Source organism: Polaribacter sp. Asnod6-C07, assembly GCF_045063625.1.
GTDB classification, from domain to species: Bacteria; Bacteroidota; Bacteroidia; order Flavobacteriales; family Flavobacteriaceae; genus Polaribacter; species Polaribacter vadi_A.
Window position 1 is genome coordinate 1,903,239 of sequence record NZ_JBEFOF010000005.1, and the last position, 22,223, is coordinate 1,925,461.

21 protein-coding genes and 1 tRNA gene are annotated in these 22,223 nt (G+C 29.6%); 14 read left to right on the forward strand and 8 right to left on the reverse strand.

All coding sequences use genetic code 11. From position 1 onward, the window contains the following. The first annotated feature begins 58 nt into the window (after positions 1-58). The 3 genes from ACJJVK_RS08070 to ACJJVK_RS08080 all read left to right on the forward strand — a co-directional run bounded on the left by ACJJVK_RS08070 (position 59) and on the right by ACJJVK_RS08080 (position 1,268). Positions 59-595, forward strand: a complete 537-nt coding sequence (locus tag ACJJVK_RS08070) for a 30S ribosomal protein S16 (RefSeq protein WP_405564983.1) — start codon at positions 59-61, stop codon at positions 593-595. A gap of 19 nt (positions 596-614) precedes the next feature. After that, a complete protein-coding gene (rimM, locus tag ACJJVK_RS08075) occupies positions 615-1,139 on the forward strand; it encodes a ribosome maturation factor RimM (protein ID WP_405564985.1) in 525 nt (174 codons plus the stop codon). A gap of 42 nt (positions 1,140-1,181) precedes the next feature. After that, positions 1,182-1,268 (forward strand) — tRNA-Ser (locus ACJJVK_RS08080). 70 nt (positions 1,269-1,338) lie between these two features. On the opposite strand, the gene ACJJVK_RS08085 is transcribed toward ACJJVK_RS08080, so the two are convergent. After that, positions 1,339-1,761, reverse strand: a complete 423-nt coding sequence (locus ACJJVK_RS08085) for a hypothetical protein (protein WP_405564986.1) — start codon at positions 1,759-1,761, stop codon at positions 1,339-1,341. Positions 1,762-1,849: 88 nt separating this feature from the next. Here ACJJVK_RS08085 and ACJJVK_RS08090 point away from each other — a divergent pair, with 88 nt between their 5' ends. Next, a complete protein-coding gene (locus tag ACJJVK_RS08090) occupies positions 1,850-2,572 on the forward strand; it encodes a tRNA1(Val) (adenine(37)-N6)-methyltransferase (protein ID WP_405564989.1) in 723 nt (240 codons plus the stop codon). 1 nt (position 2,573) lies between these two features. Here ACJJVK_RS08090 and ACJJVK_RS08095 read toward each other — a convergent pair whose 3' ends face one another. Both ACJJVK_RS08095 and ACJJVK_RS08100 read right to left on the reverse strand, forming a co-directional pair. Next, the gene (locus ACJJVK_RS08095) at positions 2,574-3,005 is read right to left on the reverse strand and encodes a hypothetical protein (protein ID WP_405564990.1); all 432 of its coding nucleotides are present in this window, start codon (positions 3,003-3,005) and stop codon (positions 2,574-2,576) included. A gap of 90 nt (positions 3,006-3,095) precedes the next feature. Continuing rightward, on the reverse strand, positions 3,096-4,463 hold the full coding sequence (locus tag ACJJVK_RS08100; protein WP_405564992.1) for a saccharopine dehydrogenase family protein: 1,368 nt from the start codon (positions 4,461-4,463) through the stop codon (positions 3,096-3,098). Between the two features lie 71 nt (positions 4,464-4,534). Here ACJJVK_RS08100 and ACJJVK_RS08105 point away from each other — a divergent pair, with 71 nt between their 5' ends. From ACJJVK_RS08105 to ACJJVK_RS08145, 9 genes are all read left to right on the forward strand, one after another. Then, positions 4,535-4,915 (forward strand): DUF423 domain-containing protein, encoded by a 381-nt coding sequence (locus tag ACJJVK_RS08105; RefSeq protein WP_405564993.1) that lies wholly within the window; start codon positions 4,535-4,537, stop codon positions 4,913-4,915. 84 nt (positions 4,916-4,999) lie between these two features. Then, positions 5,000-6,610, forward strand: a complete 1,611-nt coding sequence (pckA, locus tag ACJJVK_RS08110; protein WP_405564994.1) for a phosphoenolpyruvate carboxykinase (ATP) — start codon at positions 5,000-5,002, stop codon at positions 6,608-6,610. A gap of 98 nt (positions 6,611-6,708) precedes the next feature. Further along, positions 6,709-7,935, forward strand: coding sequence for an Nramp family divalent metal transporter (locus tag ACJJVK_RS08115; protein WP_405564995.1), 1,227 nt, complete (start codon positions 6,709-6,711; stop codon positions 7,933-7,935). Then, a complete protein-coding gene (pxpA, locus tag ACJJVK_RS08120) occupies positions 7,925-8,668 on the forward strand; it encodes a 5-oxoprolinase subunit PxpA (RefSeq protein WP_405564996.1) in 744 nt (247 codons plus the stop codon). The genes ACJJVK_RS08115 and pxpA overlap by 11 nt, the downstream gene beginning before the upstream one ends. Beyond that, positions 8,661-9,392, forward strand: coding sequence for a 5-oxoprolinase subunit PxpB (gene pxpB, locus ACJJVK_RS08125; protein ID WP_405564998.1), 732 nt, complete (start codon positions 8,661-8,663; stop codon positions 9,390-9,392). Before pxpA ends, pxpB begins: the two co-directional genes overlap by 8 nt. Beyond that, entirely contained in the window at positions 9,385-10,236 is an 852-nt protein-coding gene (locus ACJJVK_RS08130) for a biotin-dependent carboxyltransferase family protein (RefSeq protein WP_405564999.1), read from the forward strand. Before pxpB ends, ACJJVK_RS08130 begins: the two co-directional genes overlap by 8 nt. Positions 10,237-10,357: 121 nt before the next feature. Continuing rightward, on the forward strand, positions 10,358-10,690 hold the full coding sequence (locus ACJJVK_RS08135) for a YtxH domain-containing protein (RefSeq protein WP_405565002.1): 333 nt from the start codon (positions 10,358-10,360) through the stop codon (positions 10,688-10,690). 4 nt (positions 10,691-10,694) lie between these two features. Then, a complete protein-coding gene (locus ACJJVK_RS08140) occupies positions 10,695-11,051 on the forward strand; it encodes a hypothetical protein (RefSeq protein ID WP_405565003.1) in 357 nt (118 codons plus the stop codon). Positions 11,052-11,062: 11 nt separating this feature from the next. Continuing rightward, the gene (locus tag ACJJVK_RS08145) at positions 11,063-11,263 is read left to right on the forward strand and encodes a hypothetical protein (RefSeq protein WP_405565004.1); all 201 of its coding nucleotides are present in this window, start codon (positions 11,063-11,065) and stop codon (positions 11,261-11,263) included. Between the two features lie 69 nt (positions 11,264-11,332). Here the strand turns inward: ACJJVK_RS08145 and ACJJVK_RS08150 are convergent, their stop codons facing one another. Continuing rightward, entirely contained in the window at positions 11,333-12,358 is a 1,026-nt protein-coding gene (locus tag ACJJVK_RS08150) for a helix-turn-helix domain-containing protein (protein WP_405565005.1), read from the reverse strand. A gap of 254 nt (positions 12,359-12,612) precedes the next feature. On the opposite strand from ACJJVK_RS08150, the gene ACJJVK_RS08155 reads away from it, so the two are divergent. Further along, entirely contained in the window at positions 12,613-12,774 is a 162-nt protein-coding gene (locus ACJJVK_RS08155) for a DUF1328 family protein (protein ID WP_215993626.1), read from the forward strand. 126 nt (positions 12,775-12,900) lie between these two features. Here the strand turns inward: ACJJVK_RS08155 and ACJJVK_RS08160 are convergent, their stop codons facing one another. The 4 genes from ACJJVK_RS08160 to ACJJVK_RS08175 form a co-directional block, all read right to left on the reverse strand. Then, entirely contained in the window at positions 12,901-16,140 is a 3,240-nt protein-coding gene (locus tag ACJJVK_RS08160) for a choice-of-anchor I family protein (protein ID WP_405565008.1), read from the reverse strand. 131 nt (positions 16,141-16,271) lie between these two features. After that, on the reverse strand, positions 16,272-18,659 hold the full coding sequence (locus ACJJVK_RS08165; protein ID WP_405565010.1) for a sodium-translocating pyrophosphatase: 2,388 nt from the start codon (positions 18,657-18,659) through the stop codon (positions 16,272-16,274). Positions 18,660-18,947: 288 nt separating this feature from the next. Next, positions 18,948-19,481, reverse strand: coding sequence for an inorganic diphosphatase (locus ACJJVK_RS08170; RefSeq protein ID WP_215993623.1), 534 nt, complete (start codon positions 19,479-19,481; stop codon positions 18,948-18,950). A gap of 122 nt (positions 19,482-19,603) precedes the next feature. Continuing rightward, positions 19,604-22,114, reverse strand: coding sequence for a DUF5686 family protein (locus tag ACJJVK_RS08175; protein WP_405565013.1), 2,511 nt, complete (start codon positions 22,112-22,114; stop codon positions 19,604-19,606). Positions 22,115-22,223: the final 109 nt, after the last annotated feature.

A 22,223-nucleotide genomic window follows, 5' to 3' on the forward strand; every position in this document is an offset into this window, starting at 1 on the left:
CACGAGATGGTAAGATTTTTAATAATCAAGGTCGAGAACCTTAAAAAATTAACAAATTATGTCTGTAAAAATCAGATTACAAAGACACGGAAAAAAAGGTAAACCATTCTATTGGATTGTTGCTGCAGATGCCCGTGCAAAAAGAGATGGTAAATACTTAGAAAAAATTGGTACTTACAATCCTAACGTAAACCCAGCAGAAATTAACTTAGATGTTGATGGTGCTGTAAAATGGTTACAAAATGGTGCACAACCAACTGATACTGCAAAAGCAATTTTATCTTATAAAGGTGCTATGTTAAAAAATCATTTAGTTGGTGGTGTAAGAAAAGGTGCTTTAACAGAAGAGCAAGCAGAAGCTAAATTTACTGCTTGGGTAGAAGAAAAAGCAGCTAAAATTTCTGCAAAAGAAGAAGGTTTAAGCGCAGTAGAAGCTGATGCAAAAGCGAAAGCTTTAGCAGCTGAAAAAGCGGTTAACGAAGCAAGAATCGAAGCAGCAAAACCAGCTGTAGAAGAAGTTGCAGAAGAAGCATCTGAAGAAGTTGAAGCAGCAGCTGAAACTATTGATGAAGCAGCAGAAAAAGCAGCAGAGTAAATTATAAAGAGATGCGATAATGCGTAAAGAAGAATGTTTTTATTTAGGCAAAATCGTAACTAAATATAGTTTTAAAGGTGAAGTTGTTATCAAATTAGATACAGACGAACCTGAGTTGTATAAAAATATGGAATCAGTTTATGTCGAATTTGGCACAAATCTGGTTCCATTTTTTATTGATAAAAGTTCTTTACACAAAGGCAATCAATTACGTGTTCAGTTCGAAGATGTGTATTCTGAAGAAGAGGCAGATTCGATTTTAAAATGCGGAGTGTATTTACCTTTAGATTTATTACCAAAATTATCTGGAGACAAATTTTATTTTCACGAAGTGATTGGTTTTAATGTTGTTGATGTTAATTTTGGCGAAGTTGGCAATATTGTTCATATCAATGATAAAGCAGCACAACCACTTTTTGAAATTGATAGAGATGGTAAAGAAATCTTCATACCTATGATTGATGATTTTATCAAAAAAGTAGATAGAGAAAACAAACAAATACAAGTAGAAACACCTGAAGGATTAATCGAATTGTATTTGTAAATCTTTCTTCGGATTAAAAAAAAATAAAGTTACTACTAAATTAGAGAGGTGTCTGAGTGGTCGAAAGAGCTACCCTGGAAAGGTAGTATATGGGTAACTGTATCGAGGGTTCGAATCCCTTCCTCTCTGCAAATAAATTTCAGAAATATTATCAATAACATCTAAATAGAAAGATCAAAAGTTTCTTAATCTGTAGCTTTTAGATGCTTTCTCCTATTAAAATATCGTAGTTAAAACTAATATTTATATACTCACTACCATCACCAGTTTTGCTTTCATCAACAACTAATTCATCATCGACATAAATTTTTAATGAAAGTTGATCAGAAATCGGATTGTTTCTATAAACTTCTCCTTCAATATATCTAAAATCGTAATCATCTAAAGTAATGACTTTAGTAATTGCATTACCAGAAGAGTCATATTCAAAAATATGTTGTTCTAGAATGTGAGCATCAGTTAAATAATCATAATAAGCAATTTGAACCGCATCATTTTCTAAAGTTGTATCTATTTCGATTCTAACTGTTTTATCTAAAATTTCTGTAGTTTCTTCTTCAGTTTCTGTAGTAGCAGTTGTACAACTATAAACAACAAGTAATAAAAGAAATAATTTCTTCATAATGAATGATTTTAGGGTGAGTTGCAAAAATAATGCAAACAGTGTAAAAATAAGAATTATTAGAAATAAATATTATTAATTTTGCACTATGGGTTCAATATTTAAATTTAAAGAGTTTTCAGTAAATCAAGATAAAACAGCTATGAAAATTGGCACAGATGGTGTTTTATTAGGTGCTTGGTGCACTGTAGATTTTTATCCAGATTCAATTCTAGATATTGGTTCTGGTACAGGAGTTGTGGCATTAATGTTGGCACAACGTTCTGATGCAATGACTATAGATGCTGTAGAAATAGAAGAAAATGCATACGAACAATCTGTAGAAAATTTTGAGCAATCTGATTGGGGAGATCGTTTGTATTGTTACAATGCCACTTTTCAAGAATTTGCTGATGAAATTGCTGAAGAGGAAGAAACTTACGATTTAATTATTTCGAATCCGCCTTTTTATACAGATGATTTTGAAACCCAAGATAAAGCAAGGAATAAAGCAAGATTTACAAGTGCGCTATCTTTTGAAGATTTACTATCTGGAGTTATAAAAATCTTATCTAAAAACGGAAAATTTACAACAATAATACCTTATAAAGAGGAAGAGAGTTTTATTAAACTAGCCAATATTAAAGGTTTGTTTCTAAATAGAATTTGTAAAGTTCAAGGCAATCCTGCATCAGAAATAAAAAGAAGTTTGTTAGAGTTTTCTTTTATTGAAACCGCACTAAATGAAGAACATTTAATTATAGAAACCGAACGTCATCAATACACCAAAGAGTATATTAATTTAACCAAAGATTTTTATCTTAAAATGTAAATTATTCATTAATTGTATAATTAAAATCTACATGTGCCCATTCTAACTCTGTACCAATACTTTCGGTTTCAAAGTGCAAAACTTCATCAATATAAACTTGAACTTTTAAAGAAAATTCTAAATTATTTTTTCTGTAAGCTTCACCTTCAATTGTGTTATATGTGTAATCATTTAATGTAATAACTATAGGTTCTGGGTTTCCTTCATCATCATAAGTAAATTGCATTGGACCATAAACCCATTCAGACAAATCAAAATCATAATAAGATACCATTATTTCATCGAATTCTAATTGAGAAGTGGTTAGTACTATTTCTATAGTTTTTGCTGTAACTTCTATTTCATCATCTATTTCTTCAATGGTTGTATTTGTGGTGCAAGAAGTATATAATGTTATTAAAACTATTGTAGTAAAGTGTTTTAGAAATTTCATAAGTTGTCTAATAAAGTTTGTTGTTTTTAATTAGACACCAGTAAAATAAAAAAGTTTGATTTTTATTTTAAAAACTTTATTGTTGATTTTTTAACCCATTACATGATTAGGATTATAACCCAAATATTCTATATTTCTTTCTTTAAATTTAATGCCATAATTTTCGAGTTCCTTTAAAATAGGCTTATAAACTTCTTTGGTTATGGGTATTTGAACTCCAGGAGTTTTTATTTCTCCTTTTAAAATTTTTAAAGCAGCAATTGCAACAGGTAATCCCACAGTTTTTGACATGGCTGTATAGGTCTGATTTTCGCCTTCAACAACCAAACTGCTTTCTATTTGAAGTTTTTTACCATGAATTTCATAACCAAAAAGGTGCTGCATTACAATCATATCTTTATCCTTTTCTTGTAAAGTCCAAGAATCTTCTAAGATTTTCTGTAAAATTTGAGCGGGTGTAGCGTTTTTAAGTGCTATTTTTTTCTTCGGATTAAAAAGATCAAGTTCAACTAATTTTTCCCACATAATATCATCTTGATCAATTTTTAAATAAGAACGCAATTTTAATTCTACAGAATCTGATGGAGAATAAGCCAAAAATAAGTTTGTGAAATCGCGATAACTCATATACTCAGAATCTTCTATGGTATAAGAATCATCAGTCATACCCAACTGAACAAAAATGTTCCAAGCCCTAGAAAAACCAACTCGTCTAATGGTTCCTCTGTACATAGTTGGTATATCATCTAAACCATAAACACTTCTATATTTTAAAGAATCTCTATTGGCATAAGCTTCAAATTTTTCGTTATCAATTTTTAAAAATTCTGTTCTTCGAAACAATTTATGATATGGAATGTATTTATAAGTGCCTTCTTGTATAAACATGGCAGCTCCTCCTTGACCAGCCAAAACTACATTTCTAGGATTCCATGTAAACTTATAATTCCATAAATTTGTATCACTTTCAGGGGCAACCAAACCACCACAAAAAGACTCAAACAACAACATTTTAGCACCACTTTCTCTAATTCTATCTATAACTTGCATAGCACTCATGTGATCTATTCCTGGGTCTAAACCAATTTCATTCATAAAAACCAAACCATTTTCTTTGGCGGCATTATCTAGTGCTTTCATTTCTTTGGATACATAAGAAGCTGTAACCATATGTTTTTTAAGTTTGATACAATCTTTGGCAACATCTAAATGAAATCTTGCAGGCAACATCGAAATTACAAGATCTGCTTTTTCGATTTCTTTTTCTCTTTGATGCGTATCAAAAACATCCAAGATAATTGCCTTAGCATTTTTATGATTGTTGATTAATTTTTGTACATTTTCTGTGGATAAATCTCCAATAGTTAATCTTAAGTTTTCTTCATCAGATTTATCTAATAAATACTTTATTAAAGCTGAGCTCGATTTTCCTGCGCCAATTATTAATATATTTTTCATAAAAGAAAGCTGTATTTTTGTCTTAAACGAAGATAATATAATTGTTTAAAAATTAACAAAATCATTAAAAAATGTTTAAAAATTTAGTAATTACTTGTTTTTTAGGTTTATCAGCAGTTGTTTTAGGTGCTTTTGGTGCTCATGCTTTAAAAGAAACTTTAACAGTAGCTGAGTTACAAAGTTTTGAAACAGCAGTTCGTTATCAAATGTATCATACCATTGTTTTATTATTTGTAAATATTTATAAAGGTTTTTCTATCAAACAAAAAAATACAATTAGTTACTTTTTTTTCTTAGGAATTCTTTTTTTCTCAGGCTCTATTTATTTAATTCAATTAACAAAAATTACAGCTAAATCAATTTGGTTTATAACTCCTTTAGGAGGATTATTCTTTATAATCGCTTGGATTTCAATGATTATAATATTCTTAATAAAAAATAGGAAGAATTAAATAATTCGTAAAAGTTATATAATAAATGGGTTGTTTTAAAATATTCATTAGTTTTGTTACTTATAAAAACCAAAAAATATTGATATGGTAGATACAAATACGAAATCGATTTCGTTAAATAGTCTAGGAATTAAAAATGCAACAATTCGTTATCAATTAACTTCTAGCGAATTACACAAAGAAATTTTAGAAAAAGATTTAGGAGTAGAATCATCTTTAGGCGCAATTGCTATAAATACGGGTGAATTTACAGGTCGTTCTCCTATGGATCGTTTTATTGTAAAAGATGCAATTACAGAAAATGAAGTTTGGTGGAGCAAGATAAATTTACCCTTTGAACAAGATAAATTCGATAAATTATATGACAAAGTTGTAGATTATTTATCTGAAAAAGAAGTTTTTGTAAGAGATAGTTATGCTTGTGCATATGAAAATTACAAATTAAATATAAGAGTTGTAAACGAACATCCTTGGAGTAATATGTTTGCTTACAATATGTTTTTACGACCAACAGAAGAAGAGTTAGAAAACTTTACTCCAGAATGGACCGTAATTAATGCACCAGGTTTTATGGCTGATGCTGAGGTTGATGGAACTCGTCAGCACAATTTTGCAATTTTAAATTTTACGAAAAAAATTGCTTTAATTGGTGGTACAGGTTATACAGGCGAAATTAAAAAAGGAATTTTTTCTGCTTTAAATTTCATTTTACCAATGTATAAAAACACTTTGCCTATGCATTGTTCTGCAAATGTTGGTGCAGCTGGAGATACTGCTATTTTCTTTGGTTTATCTGGTACAGGAAAAACAACGTTATCTACAGATCCAAACAGAAGTTTAATTGGTGATGATGAACATGGTTGGACAGCTGAAAACACCGTTTTTAATTTTGAAGGTGGTTGTTATGCAAAAGTAATTAACTTATCTCAAGAACAAGAACCAGAAATTTTTGCAGCCATTAAAAAAGGAGCCATTTTAGAAAATGTTGTAATGGATGATAATGGAGTTGTCGATTTTTCAGACACTTCTATTACTCAAAATACAAGAGTTAGCTATCCTATTTATCATATAGATAATATAAAAGAGCCTTCTATTGGCGAAAATCCGAAAAATATTTTCTTTTTAACTGCAGATGCTTTTGGTGTTTTGCCTCCAATCTCTAAATTAACTCCTGCACAAGCTGCATATCATTTTATTTCTGGTTACACAGCAAAAGTTGCAGGTACAGAAGCAGGTGTAACTGAACCAGTGCCAAGTTTTTCAGCATGTTTTGGAGCGCCTTTTATGCCTTTACACCCAACAAGATATGCAGAAATGTTAAGCAAAAAAATGACAGATGCAGGTGTAAATGTTTGGTTGATAAACACAGGTTGGTCTGGAGGTAAATATGGTGTAGGTAGAAGAATGCCATTAAAATACACAAGAGCAATGATTACTGCCGTTTTAAATGGAGATTTAGGTGATTATAGATACGAAGATTACCATATTCATTCTGTATTTGGTGTTGCACAACCAAGATCTTGTCCTGGTGTGCCAACAGAATTACTGAGCCCAAGAGCAACTTGGAATAATGATGAAGCTTATTATGAAACTGCGTTTAAATTATCTAACGCATTTAGAAACAATTTTAAACAATTTGAAGATTTTGCTAATGAAGAAATTCGCAGAGGAGGACCTCAAAGATATGCGCATTAATTTTTAGTGATGTTTGTTTAGACAAAAAACACCTCTTTTGAGGTGTTTTTCTATTTAAAAAAGTATCTTTAGTCAAAGAACTAAAAAATTATTTTTGAATGATTAAAAAATGGTTTCAGAATATTGGGCCAGGTACTTTAGTAGCTGCTGCTTTTATTGGTCCAGGAACAGTAACACTTTGCACTTTGGCTGGTGTAAATTTTGGTTTTAATTTACTATGGGCAATGTTATTGTCTATTATTGCAACCATTGTTTTGCAAGAAATGGCTGCAAGATTGGGTATTATTTCTCAAAAAGGATTATCAGAAGTTATTCGTGAAGAAATTAAAATTCCGTTTTTAAAATACTTTGTTACCATTTTAATTTTAGCTGCAATTGTTATTGGTAATGCTTCTTATGAAGCAGGTAATATTAGTGGAGGAATTTTAGGTTTAGAAACTGTTTTTGGAGAGTTTAAACTCATTTTTGGTGAGTTAACCATTAATTTAATGAGTTTAATAATTGGTGTAATTGCCTTTGTGCTTTTATATATTGGTAATTATAAATTTCTTGAAAAAGCTTTGGTGGCTTTAGTTTTATTAATGAGTTTTTCTTTTGTAATTACAGCAATTGTAACCAAACCCAATGTATTAGAAATTTTAAGAGGATTGTTTATTCCTAAGTTTCCAGAGAAAAGTTTATTAACAATAATTGGTTTAATTGGTACAACTGTTGTGCCTTACAATTTGTTTTTACATGCTTCTTTAGTTAAAGAAAGATGGAACAAAAAAGAGGATTTAAAATTCGCGAAAAAAGATACAATAGTTTCTATAATTTTAGGAGGAATGGTTTCTATGGCAATCATTATTTCTGCAGCTTCAATACCATCTAAAGATATTTTAAATGCTGCAGATTTAGCAGAAGGTTTAGCACCTTTATATGGCGAATTTGCCAAATACTTTCTGGCTTTAGGCTTATTTGCTGCAGGTATAACTTCTGCAATAACTGCACCTTTAGCAGCAGCTTATGTAGCAAAAGGATGTATGGGTTTAAAAGGTGGTTTACAATCTAAATCATTTCGATTTGTTTGGATTGTTGTACTGTTTTTAGGTGTTTTGTTTTCTTCAATTGGCATTAAACCTATAGAAATTATAAAATTTGCGCAAGTTGCAAATGGTATGTTATTGCCAATTATAGCTGGAATTCTATTATGGATTATGAATAAAAGGAGTGTTTTAGGTGGTTTTGTAAATTCTAAAACTCAGAATATTTTTGGATTCTTAATTTTGTTAATTGCTGTTTTTCTTGGTGTAAAAGGTATTCTAAAAGTGTTTAATGTATTCTAAAATGATTGTTGATATTAATTGTGACGTTGGTGAAGGTATAGAAAATGAGCATTTACTAATGCCTTATATTTCATCTTGTAACATTGCTTGTGGAGGTCATTTTGGTAATGTTAAAAGCATTGATAAGACTATTAAATTAGCGAAAGAAAATAAGGTGAAAATTGGTGCACATCCTTCCTTTCCTGATAAAGAAAATTTTGGCAGATTGTTAATGCAAATTTCTGATGAAGACTTAAAGAAGAGTATTCAAAATCAAATGAATTTATTTTTAGAAAGATTGTCTTTGTTTGATGCAAAATTACATCACATAAAACCACATGGAGCTTTGTATAATGCAATTGCTGTAAATGAAAAGTTGGCTATTTTCTTTGCTGATGTTATTAAACCATATTTAAAAGAAACTTATTTATATGTGCCATATAATTCTGTAATAGAGAGAGTTGCTTTGAAAAATAACATCAAGATTATGTATGAAGCATTTGCTGATAGAAATTATAATAACGATTTAAGTTTGGTTTCTAGAAAACAAAAAAATGCTTTATTAGTTGATAAAAGAGCGGTTTTGAGCCATGTTTTACAGATGATAAAACATCAGAAAGTAAAAACAATTTCTGGCTTAGAAATACCAATAAAATCAGATACTTTTTGTGTGCATGGAGATACTGAAAATGCTATTGAAATCGTAAAATTTATTCATCAAGAAATTCAAAAAGAAGGGTTTAAAATTGATTAATAATATTACATATAAACCTTTTGGTGTAAAAGCAATTCTTATTGAATGGCAATCTATCATTGATAATGAAATCTTAGATGATATTTTTCTTTTTAAAGAGAAAATAATATCAATAAATAAAACTGAAATTGTCGATATTATTCAAGGTTATAATTCTTTAACTATTGTTTATGAAAACTTTATTTCTAATCTTAATGATGAGGTTCATCAATTAAAATTGGTTTATGCATCAACTTTAAAAGAAAGTAAACAAAACTATTTTCAATGGGAAATTCCTGTTTGTTATGATGTTGAGTTTGGCATTGATTTACAAGAAATATCTCAAAAATCAAGCTTAGCAATTGATGAAATTATTCAACTGCATTCATCTGCTTTGTATAAAATTTATTTTATCGGTTTTTTACCAGGGTTCCTATATTTAGGTGGTTTAGATTCTAAAATTTATTTTGATAGAAAACCAAATCCGAGATTAAATGTACCAAAAGGAGCTGTAGGAATAGGAGGTAAGCAAACTGGTGTTTACCCCAATAATTCTGCTGGTGGTTGGAATATTATTGGTAAAACTCCTGTTAATTTTTTTGATGTAGAAAAAGAAAACCCTTGTTTTGCAAAAGCTGGTGATTTTATCAAATTCAAATCCATTTCTTTGGATGAATTTTATCAACTAGAAAAAGAAATACAGGCAAATAAATATCAACTTATTAAAACTTTACACAATGCTTAAGGTTTTAAAGTCAGGTTTTTTTACCACAATTCAAGATAAAGGTAGAGTTGGTTTTGCTTCAGTTGGTATACCAATTTCTGGTTCAATGGATAGTTATTCTTCAGATTTAGCAAATAATATTTTAAATAATTCTGTTAATTGTGCTGTAATAGAAATTACATTAGGTGCTTGTAAATTCGAGTTTACTAAAACCACTACAATCTGTATTTCTGGCGGCGATTTTTCACCTACGATTAATAACGTAGCAATTTCTCTAAATAAAAGAATTTTAATTCATCCAAATGATATTTTATCCTTTAGTAAAATAAACTACGGAATTCGTTGTTATTTGGCTGTTAAAGATGGGTTTTTATCAGAAGAGAAATTAAATAGTAGAAGTTTTTATCCAAATATTACCAAAGATTTTTTACTTAGAAAAGGTGATTCCATTCCTTATAAAGAGGTAGATAATGGAATTGAAACATCAAAAGCATCCATTAAAATAAATAGAAATCACTTTATGACTAAGGTAATCGAATGTTATAAAGGTCCTGAATTTGATTTGCTAAATAACCATCAACAAAAAGAAATCTTCAACACCACTTTTACTATTTCTAAAGATAACAGTAGAATGGGATATAAATTAAATGAAGTTATAGAAAATAGTTTATCGCAAATTTTAACTTCTGCAGTTTTGCCAGGAACTGTTCAATTAACACCTTCTGGAAAATTAATTGTTTTAATAAGAGATTGCCAAGTTACAGGTGGTTATCCAAGAGTTTTACAGCTTACAGAAACAGCAATTAATCAATTGGCACAAAAAACAACAAGTGCTACTTTAAAATTTTCACTTTCTTGTATTTGAGTTAACATTCAATTTGTTTGAGTTAAGTTCAGTTGTGCTTATGCTATACTTTTGTAGTGTACTTATTACATAACTGGTAATAATGCAAAGAAATTAAGTTTAACCATTAAAAAAATATAAGATGAGTAATAGTAGTAACACATTAATAGGAATATTAGCAGGAACAGCAATAGGAGCAACTTTAGGGATTTTGTTTGCACCAGATAAAGGAACAAAAACAAGAAAGAAAATTGCAGATGAGGCTGTACATGTAAAAGATATAATTGCTGATACTGCAATCGATTTAAAAGAAAGAGCAGCAAGTACTTTAGAAGTACAAAAAGAAAGTTTAGATACTCAAATTGAAAATGTAGTCTCTAATGTAAGTCATAAAACAGAAGATGTAATTACCACTTTAGAAGCTAAATTAAAAGATTTGAAAGAGAAAAATAAAAAATTACAAAAGACAGCCTAAGAATATGAATATTTTTGATGCTTTAAAAAGTAATTCTGAAGAAGGAGTTGATGCAAGTAAAGATTATGTAAATGCTTCTTTTGAATACGGAAAACTTAAAATATTTCAGATACTAACGTATTCTTTAAGTGCATTTGCTAAACTTCTTTTAATAGGTAGTTTACTTTGTATGGGACTTATTTTTATGTCTGTAGCAGGTGCAATTGCTTTAGGTAATTATTTAGGTAATATAGCTTTAGGGCACTTAATAGTTGGTCTTTTTTTAGCATTCTTAGGATTTATAATTTACTTGCTAAGAAAAAGATTTATTGATAAAAAAATTATTAGTGAAATGTCTAATCAATTTTTTGATTCAAAATAAATAATACCATTATGAAAACATACACCTCTTTTATTGAAATTGAAAAAGATTTGAAAAAGTTAGAACTTGAAAGAGAAATTGCTAATGAAGAATTAAAGATTGTAAAACACAATTTTGAAGATATTTTAGAACCAATGAATTGGATAAATTCAGCGTTTAAAATGATAAGCAAGTATGGTGTTTTGTTAATGATTAAAAAAATATTAAAATAAATTATTTAATTTTTTAAATAGTGGTTAGTTGATTTTAAGCCTTGTTATTGTAAAATAACAGGGCTTTTATTATACAACTACTTTTAATTTCTTTTTAAATTGATTTGGTGTAATGTTGTATTTTTCTTTAAAAATTTTAGAGAAATAACTTCTACTACTAAAACCAATACTGTATACAATTTGAGAAATATTTAAATCGCTATTTTTTAGCATATCTCTTGCAGATTCTAAACGAATATGCCTTATATATTCTGTTACTGTTCTATTGTACAGAAATTTAAAGCCTTCTTGTAATTTAGCTTGTGTTAAACCAGATTTAAAAGAAAGCTGACTTAATGAGTATTGTTTTGCAGGGTTTCTTAAAATATCGTTACCAATTTTACGAACCAATTTTAAATCGCTTTTACTTATACTTTCTGGCAAAGAATCACCTTCTAAAAGTCTGTTGTGTTGTTGGATGTGCATAGAAAGAATTTCATAAATTTTTGCTTCAATTTTTAAAATTCTTAGCATTCCTTTTGCCTTAATTTTATGCAGTTTTTTAATTAGGTCTGCCATTTTAAGGTCTAAAGTTCCATAACTTGAAAACCTGTTATCATGATCTGTATCTACAAAAACTTCATATAATTTTTTATTTAGAGTAGAAACGTTTGTAGTTCTCTTTTTTAAGAAATGTTTACGAACAATCTGAATTACATTTATATTTAATTTTTCGTTTTTTGGAAAAATAATATCATTATAACCACCATCTTTATTAGTGTAAATTAAAGATTGAAATTGATTGACTTCTTTAATATTATTATGAATACCAAATTTATGTTTTATACTGCCTAAAGAAGGATAAATAAAACGAATAGGATTAAATTCATCATGAGATTTTGTATGCATAAAAATTTCTTTATGAAATTTTATATCAAAATCTATAAAGTTTACACCCCAATCAAAAGGGATATACCTAATGCTACCAATAGCGTTTTCATTATTTATTCTTAGTACAAACTCGCTCCAGCGTTCTGTAATTTCTCCACCAATTGCATCTTGTAGTTGTTCTAAAAAGTCTTTAGGGCTATCTGCAATAATTTCAATATGTATCATAATAAAAGACTATATAAACATATGCTAATTATTAGCATCTATTAAGTTTGGTAAAAATAGGTTAAAAATAGTTTTAAGGGTCTAAATAAATTTATAATTTATTTGATATGAGTTAAAATCTAAATCTACAGCACTAAGCAGAGCCTTACAGTGTCTGTATCTTTGAAGTGTAAGAAAAAGTTAAAAAACTTTTAAGATGTAAAGCGTTTAGCATCTTTTTAAAGAATTAAATGCTCACTTAAAAAATATATATTATGTTACGTTGGACAATCACATTTGTAGTAATCGCTTTAATTGCAGGAGTTTTAGGTTTTGGAGGAATTGCAGGAGCTGCAGCAGGAATCGCAAAAATTTTATTCTTTGTATTTTTAGTATTATTTGTTATATCATTAATTAGAGGTAGAACAGTAAGATAAATTACAAGCTTATTTATATATAGTTATCAACTATCCAAATAATAGTAAAGCTATAAAAGAAAAGCACTTTTTATGTGAATATTAAATTCATATAAAAAGTGCTTTAATTATTTTAAAGAAGTAGTGTTATTTTACTAAAAGTTTCTGACTAAAACCTTTTGTATTTGTTACTACATATATACCAGATGTTAAATTATTAACTTCTATAGATTTTGTGTTTTTAGATACTTTTACCAATCTACCAGATAAATCATAAATTTTGTAATCGTCTTCTTTACTAAAACTTACATAACCATTTGTAGGGTTTGGAAACATGCTAAAGGTTTTATTACCAGTAATATAGTCTTCTGTACTTAAAACGTTGTCTAAAGAATATATACTCAAAGTTCCACTGACTTCGTTAGAAACTATTATTAAAGCTGTTCCATTAGGGCTTTCGTTTTTATCAACAAAAACAATACCTTCTGGGCCTAAATCACCACTATCAGTTGTGGTTTCTCTGCTATTTAGATATTGTAAAAATTTAGGCGATGTTGGGTTGGTTACATCGTAAATCATTATTCCACCAATTCTTTCTAATAAAATAAAAGCATAATAAGAACCTTCAATTTCTTTTACCAAAATACCTTCTGGTTCTGGGCCTTTGTTATCACTTCTATTTTTAAAGCTATTGTTGGTGTTACTTGCGTTAAAAATACTACCATAAGTATTGTCTGCAGCTGTAATTACTTCAAAATCGTTTCCACTATCGTAAACAATATTACCAGTATTTGCTTCAAAAATACTAAAAGAACGCCCACCAAATACGTGAATTTCTTCGAACTCAGCATCATCATCTGTATTACCAGAAGCATTAGTGACATTAATATCTCCAAGATTTGTAGATAAAGCTAAAATATCTGCATCACCAAAAACTGCTGGGTCTAAAATGTAATCAGAATCGTTTAATTTACGTTCTTCTACTAATCCTCCATACTCTCTTGCATCACCTTCGTTTGCAGTTGCTATGTATGATGTTCCATTTATATTAAAATAAGAAATAGCATCTGGCATATACATTCCGTAAATTGGCCAAGAAGCATTAAAGATAAAGTCAGTTTCATCACTTGTATCTAAAGAGTTTTTTGCTAAACTATGGTCTTTTAAACCTAAAGGCAAAATTTTGGTAATTGTATTTGTTGATAAATCAATTACTGCGTATGCATTGTTTTCTTGTAAAGAAACATAAGCCATTAAATTATCATCAGAAACAGTAATATATTCTGGTTCTAAATCTTCAGCCACTGTAGATCCTGGTCCAAAAATTCTAACTCCAGCAGTTTTTAAGGCAGCTTCTTGACTATTAAAAGCTTTAAAGTCTAGTGTATTTACATTTGTTTGTGTAATGCCATTTAAACCACCAGTAACATCAATGATAGAAATACTTCCTTCAGGATCAAAAGAGTAATCATCATTTGGTTGTCCTTCGTTTGCTACAAGTAATTTTGTACCATCAGGTGTAAAAGTTAACATGTCTGGTAAAGAACCAACTGTTACAGATATTTGGTTATTACCATCAATATCAGAAAATAAAACCATACCATTATCTGTTGCTGGGTTTGCAGCAATTGCAGCAGCTAAAAGGCCATTATAAACAGCTACACTTTGCACGCCAGAAGTGTTTGCTGGTAATGTTATTGTAGAAATAGGTTTTATATCACTTGGATTTGAAAAGTCTAAAATTTCTATACTAGTTGAATTTGTAACAAATAAGCGTTGTGAAACTGCATCATAAGCAGTAATTTCTGCAGTTCCTGATGCATCAACTACATAACTATCTAAATAATTTGCGTTTAAAATAGAATCATCACTTGTAGGTACATCAGTATCATCATCTAAAATATAGACAGAAAATGTATCTGCATTACCAATAATACTATTTGTTTGATTTTCTAATTTTACCATAAAATATAAATCAGAATCATCTGTATTATTGTTTAGAATAGGAATTGTAAGTGTTTGTGAATCTGTGTTACCTGCAGAAAAAGTTACAGTTTGCGAAGTAGAAAATGTAAAATTAGAACCCTCTGTTGCAGAACCAACAGGTAAAAGAGAAACATTTACAGTTGCTGTTGTTGCAGGAGCAGATGAAATTTTTAAGGTAAGGTTTACATTAGCATCAGCTTCAGAAACTGAAATATAACTTGCATTAAATTCAATTATTGGTTGTATTGGAGGTGCAATATTTCCTGGGGATGCTATATTAGGAACATCACTATTGTCACCACCTAAAGTTTGTGTAGCAATTGCATTACTAGTATTGTTAATTGTACTAAAAGATGCTAGTTCTAAATCGTAAGATTGCCCATCATTGGCAGCTGTATCTGGGTAAACACCTATTGCTATTGTAGATGTTGTAGAAGGATCTCCCATCCAAAGAGCAACAGCATCTCCACCAGCACCTAAGCCAGAACCATCTGTATACCCTACTTTAATTCCTGTTAAATCTACTACAGAAGACCAAACTGTATTGAATGTATTTACTTCATTGCCAGTATTATCTGTAACTAAAACAATTGCTCTTTCTCCTGGTTGAATATCTGTGATACCTTGTATAACAACTGCTTTTGTAGGATCTGCAGAATCGTCATCATAATATAAAACATCATCTGTACCAGAAACCCAAGCTTTGTTTCCTGTATTATGAATTTCGAACCAGTCTGCAGTTAAATCTGTGCCTTCTTGACCTGGAAAAATTTCTGTAATTACTAAGTTTACAAGGCTAACAACATTTCCTGGAGAAGCAATGTTAGGTACGTTATTGGCATCACCTCCTAAAGCAGAAGTTTCAACAGCGTAACTTATATTGCCTATAGTACTAAAAGCGGCTAATTCTAAATCGTAAGATTGGCCATCATTAGCGGCTGTGTCTGGGTAAGTACCAAAATCTGCAAGTATAAATGTGCTATTATTGGGGTTTCCTAGCCATAGTGTAACAGCATCACCACCTGCACCTAAACCAGAACCATCAGTATAACCGATTTCTATATTAGACAAGTTAATTACAGGACTCCAAATTGAACTGAAAGTATCAATTTCATTGCCAGTATTACCAGTTATTAGAACAATTGCTCTTTCACCTGGTTGTAAGTCTGTAATTCCGTTAATTAGAACTGCTTTATCAGCATCTGCTGAGTCATCATCATAATATAAATCTGGGTCTATGCCAGATACCCAAGCTGTTGTTCCTGTATTTTGAATTTCAAACCAATCTTCAGTTAAGTCAGTTCCTTCTTGACCAGCAAAGATTTCTGTTATTTTAAGGTTAATTTGAGAGTAAGAGATAATGCTTGTTAATAAAGCAATAAATAAAGTAGTTTTTTTCATTATGGTTTAATTTTTTAGAAGCTTAAAATTACTACCTTATAAAAAGAACTTTATTAACTCTAGGTTACTATAATGTAAAACAAAAAACACCTCTAAAAGAGGTGTTTTTGTTCTTTCTAATAGAGTTCTTTTTACTCTTCTTTTTCAATTATTACTTCTACTGTTTCTTTAGTTTCTTTTTTATTTTTAGAAACGTTTACAGAAATTATTTTACCAGCTTCTTTTGCTTTTTGTTCAATTTCTTCAACAGTGCCTTCTATTTTTTGTACATCTTCAGTAACTTCTCCATTTACAGTTTTTGTTGTAGTAATAGTTGCCATAGCTAAATCTCCAGAAGTTTTGTTGATTTCTACTTTTACTTCTTCTTTTGTATTGTAATTAGAAACATCAGCAGAATTCATTGCAATACTTGGTGCAATTACTAAAGCTACAACAGACATTAATTTAAGAAGTATATTTAAAGAAGGGCCAGATGTGTCTTTAAAAGGGTCACCAACAGTATCACCAACAACAGCAGCTTTGTGAGCATCTGTCCCTTTTCTGCCTTGTTCTTCTATCGTTTTCTTAGCATTATCCCAAGCACCACCTGCATTCGATTGAAAGATGGCCATTAATACACCACAAGTTGTAACTCCTGCTAAAGCACCACCTAACATTTCTGCACCACCTATAAAGCCTATGGCAACAGGTACAGCAATTGCTAATAAACCTGGTAAAACCATTTCTTTAATAGATGCTTTTGTAGAAATGTCTACACATTTATCATATTCAGCAACACCATCTGCAGCATCAAAAATTGCTCTTTGTTCTTTGGTTGCTTTTGTCATATCAGAATCTACAGCTCTCATTACTTCTAAAGCTGCTTTTAACTGAGGAATATCTCTAAACTGACGACGAACTTCTTCAATCATAGCCATTGCAGCTCTACCAACAGCATTCATAGATAATGCAGAAAATACAAATGGTAGCATTCCACCTACTAATAAACCCGCCATAATTTTAGGCTGAGAAACATCAATTGCAGTAACATTTGCAGTTTTCATAAAAGCAGCAAATAAAGCCAAAGCAGTTAAAGCAGCAGAAGCAATTGCAAAACCTTTACCAACAGCAGCAGTTGTATTACCAACAGCGTCTAATTTATCAGTACGTTCTCTAACTTCGCTTGGTAATTCTGCCATTTCTGCAATTCCACCAGCATTATCACAAATTGGTCCGTAAGCATCTACAGCTAATTGAATACCTGTATTTGCAAGCATACCAACAGCAGCAATTGCAATACCATATAAACCTGCAAAATGGTGAGATACAATAATTGCAGCTGCAATTAAAATGATAGGAATAGCTGTAGACATCATACCTACTCCTAAACCAGCAATTATATTAGTAGCAGCTCCAGTTTTAGATTGTTCAACAATAGAAAGCACAGGTTTTTTACCTGTAGCAGTGTAATATTCAGTTACTTTACCAACAGCCAAACCAGCTACTAAACCAGCAATTGTTGCCCAGAAAACACCCATAGAACCAAAAGGTAAACCTGCTACAGCTTCTGGAATTAAAGCGTTAATTATAAAATAAGAAGCAACAACCATTAAACCAGCAGAACCAAACTCACCAATATTTAAAGCAGTTTGTGGGTTTCCACCATCTTTTACTCGAACAAAAAATGATCCTAAAATAGACATTATAATTCCTGTTGCAGCTAAAACTAAAGGTAAATAAACAGCTCCCATTCCATTTAAATTTGGAGTTATGATAAAAGCTCCTAAAACCATTGTACCAATAATAGAACCTACATAAGATTCAAATAAATCTGCACCCATACCAGCAACATCACCTACATTATCACCAACATTGTCTGCAATTGTTGCAGGGTTTAGAGGATGATCTTCTGGAATACCAGCTTCTACTTTACCAACTAAATCTGCACCAACATCTGCTGCTTTTGTGTAAATACCACCACCAACTCTAGCAAATAATGCAATTGATGATGCACCTAAAGAAAAACCGGAAAGTACGTTTAATACTAGTGTTAGGTTTTCTGCTCCTGGCCATATATTTTGATAGATAATAAATAGACCACTCAAGCCTAAAACACCTAAACCTACAACACCTAACCCCATAACAGCACCACCTGCAAAAGCTACTTCTAAAGCTCTTCCTAATGATGTTCTTGCAGCTTGTGTGGTTCTAACATTTGCTTTTGTAGCAACCTTCATTCCTATAAAACCTGCTAGCGCAGAACAAATTGCACCAATAATAAATGATACTGCAACAATACCACTAGAACCTTCTTCAGAAGATCCTTTAAAGTATAATAAGATAGCTACAGCTACCACAAAAATTGCCAAAACTTTATATTCAGCTTTTAAAAAAGACATTGCACCTTCTGCAATATTTTTGGCTATTCTTTTCATTCGGTCTCCACCTTCATCTTGCTTGGATACCCAAGCGCTTTTAATGAACACAAACGCCAAGGCTAGAACACCAAAAAGCGGTAAAAATTTAACTACTGTTTCCATATTAGTTAGTTGATTTTAATTAAAAATTTTAAAACGATGTTAAAAGTAATAAAATTAAATTGATAAAAAAAGCTTACTTAATTTAAAGATTATTTATTTATAAGCTACTTAAATTATTATATTAATAAAACTATGATTAAAGTCAGTTTTTTTTATATGTTATATTGAATTTAAATATGGTAAATAAATGTTTAGATAATTATTATCTATATAGATTCTTTAGAAAAGTTTATTGCAAAAAAAAACATCTTAATGAATAAGATGTTTTTTTATTAATTTTCGTTTATTTTAGATTGTAAACGTTCTTTTTTTCTTGTGTTCACTTTCATCATAACGTTTAACACATTCATGATAAATGTTAATTGCAGCTTTTGCATTTCCCCAACCACCAGTATCAACTTTTTTCTTTTCTAAATCTTTATAAACTTGGAAAAAATGTTCGATTTCTTTTAATCTATGAGGATTAATATCAGCAATATCTGTTTTTTTACTCCAAATAGGGTCAGAAACAGGTACACAAATTACTTTTTCATCTGGTCCTTTTTCATCAGTCATATAAAAAACACCAATTGGTCTTACTTCCATTACAACCATTGGGTAAGTTGGTTGATGACCTAGTACTAAAACATCTAATGGATCTGAATCTAAAGCTAAAGTTTCTGGAATAAATCCGTAATCACCAGGATACATCATAGAAGAAAATAACATTCTATCAAAACGAATTTTATGTAAGGTAAAATCGTATTCATACTTATTTCTACTTCCCTTAGGGATTTCTATTAACACATCAAATGTTACTGCTTGTTTTTGTTCTTTAGTCATTATATCTTTTTAAATTTAACTGATCAGATTACAAAAATAACGAATAAAGAAGTTTATCCAATTATTTTACGTTATAAATTACGCAATGGTTTTAGTGTATTTTTTTTAATAGGTAAAAATACTTAAAATTTAAACCTTAAACCTGCTGTAATACCAAAGTTTCTAGCATCTGGTTTTTCTAAATAATTACCTCTAAAATTAAAATCTACACGTAATATTTTAAAAATATTAGATACACCAACACTGTATTCGTAATATGGTTCAGAATCTGGTGCAATTAATGGAATTTCAAAATTATTACCAGTAGTATTTAGTGCTATATTTTGGTCTGATAAACTTCCCCAAAATGTTTTAAGGCCAATAATTGTTCTTAAGTTGGCTTTTTTTAATAAAGGAATTCTCGAAAATATTCGACCATTAAAATTGTGTTCTAAATGAAAAGAAGCATAAGTGTCTGATACAAATTCATAGAAATCTAGCAAATTAAATGTGTTTTGATACATAAAATAAGTTTGATTTCCTGGAGCTACACTTAATAAAGATAATGGAACTGCACCATAAGTTTTACCAGTTTCTAAAGAAGTGGTTAATCTACCAAAACCACCAATTTTCCAAAGTCTAAAAAATGAAAACTGAACCTTGGTATAATCGAAATCGCTATTAAATAGGTTTTTGGATCCTTTGGTAATTTGTGTATAAAACTTTGTGAAATATGGATTAGCAAATTCTCTATGAACTCCATAACCAGACATTTTTCTCCCTGGATAAAAACCTGCAGAAAAAATAGTTTCAAATTGATTGGTTTGAGATGAGATGCCTGTTGATGCATCAGAATCGTTATAATCTAAACTAAATGTACTAGATGCAGAACTAAGTGTTTTGTAATTTGCAGATAATTTAAATTCTATATTTGGTATTGGCTCTAAACCTAATGTAAAATTAGTTAAGTTTAATTTAGTAAGCTTGTCATTTGTGCCAGTACCTACTAAAGAAGATGATCCATCACTTTGCCCTAAAACATTTGATGTAGCTGTTAAAGAAGTACCAATCTGTTCTACATCATCTCTTTTACCTAAAGAAATTGTGAATCTATTTTTTTTATTTAAAAGCCATTTAGCTTGTACTCCATATTTAAATTTTTGATCTCTTAAACCATAAGCACCATAACCTTCTACTCTGAATAAATCGTTAGAAGTTTTAAAAGTTCTACCACCAGCTCTAATACGTAAACCTTCTACATCATTATAACCAAAAGTAGAAAAAATAGGTCCGTAATCGAAGTTTAAAGATTCTATTAAAAAATATCTAGAATAGATAGATTGCCCAACTTTATTTATGGTTTGAAATTTTTTAACTGTTTTTAAAGTGTCTATTAACTGATAAATTCCTTGTTCATTTTTGTTTAAATCTTCAAATCTGTTTTCATCCCAAAAACTTCTGGGTTTATTGTAGAGAGAATCACTACCTATATTGTACACTTTTTTGTCGTAATATTCTTTGTCTTTGATAGGTTTATTAAAAACATAATCTTTGTAAATTGTTGTTTTTTTACCATAAACTCCTCTTGAATTTTCTTTTTTTGAAAGTGAAAAATCAGATAAAAAATAATCTTTTTTTAGTACAAAAATAGAATCGTTTAATAAGTCATATTCTTGTTCTATATAAACATCTTTTACCCAGTTGATATTTGCATTTTTTACAACTTGTAAATTAATTTTCTTTATTGCGAATGTAGTATCACTTACCCAAAAGTCTCCTTTAAAGGTTAATTCATTTTTTCTTCTTGGATAGTAAACTAGGTTATAACTCCATTTTTTGTCTATAAAAGCACTATCTGCTAAGTAATAATTATAGTTGCTTATTCCTGTTTTAGATAATGGACTCACAAAGCTTTTATCGAAAATTTTAATATAATTATCATAGATGTTATAATCTGCATATAAATCATCTATGTAAGCAATTAGTTCTTGATTGTTGCTGAAACCTGAGTTTTGGTTTGCTATTAAAATATCTTTTTCTTTATTTAAAGTATTGTCTCCATAAACATTAGATAGAGATTCGTTTAAGAAAACTGGTAGATAACTTTTACCTGTAATGTTAGAAGTATCTACATCATCAAAAATAAATTCTAAATTTTTAAAGATTCTTTTGTCTTTTAATTTATCATCTATTGTATTTAAATCAAATTCTACTTTTTGATATTTTTTATATTGATATTGATTAAAATGTTTTAATCCGTTTTTACGCTTTTGAGCCCAGATTTTTCTTAGAATATCAATTGCAGGATTGTTTTCTTTGGGTTGTTTACCAGTAACAATAGTAATTTCGTTTAAAGATTCTTGTTCTTCTTCTAAAGTAAGAACTAAATTAAACTGAATGTTGCTAGTTAATCTATAATCTAAAGTTTTATAACCAATAAACGATATACTTATTTCTTGCCAAGTTTTATCTGACTCTAAATAAAAAGAACCATTGTCATTACTAGTAGTACCTTCTGCAGAACCTTTAAATTGTATATTACAATAAGGAATTGGTTCTTTGTTAGTGTCTAATACAATTCCTTTTACTTTAGTTTGTGCTAGTAATGAGGTGCTTAGTAGAATTGTAAAGATTAAAAATAGTTTAATTTTCATGTACTTTTAAAAGGTTAAAAGAACAAATAAAGAAACAGTTTTTTCTTTATAAAAAGTTAAAAAATATATTATTTTTTAACCATAAAAAAAGACCTTTTTATTAAATAAA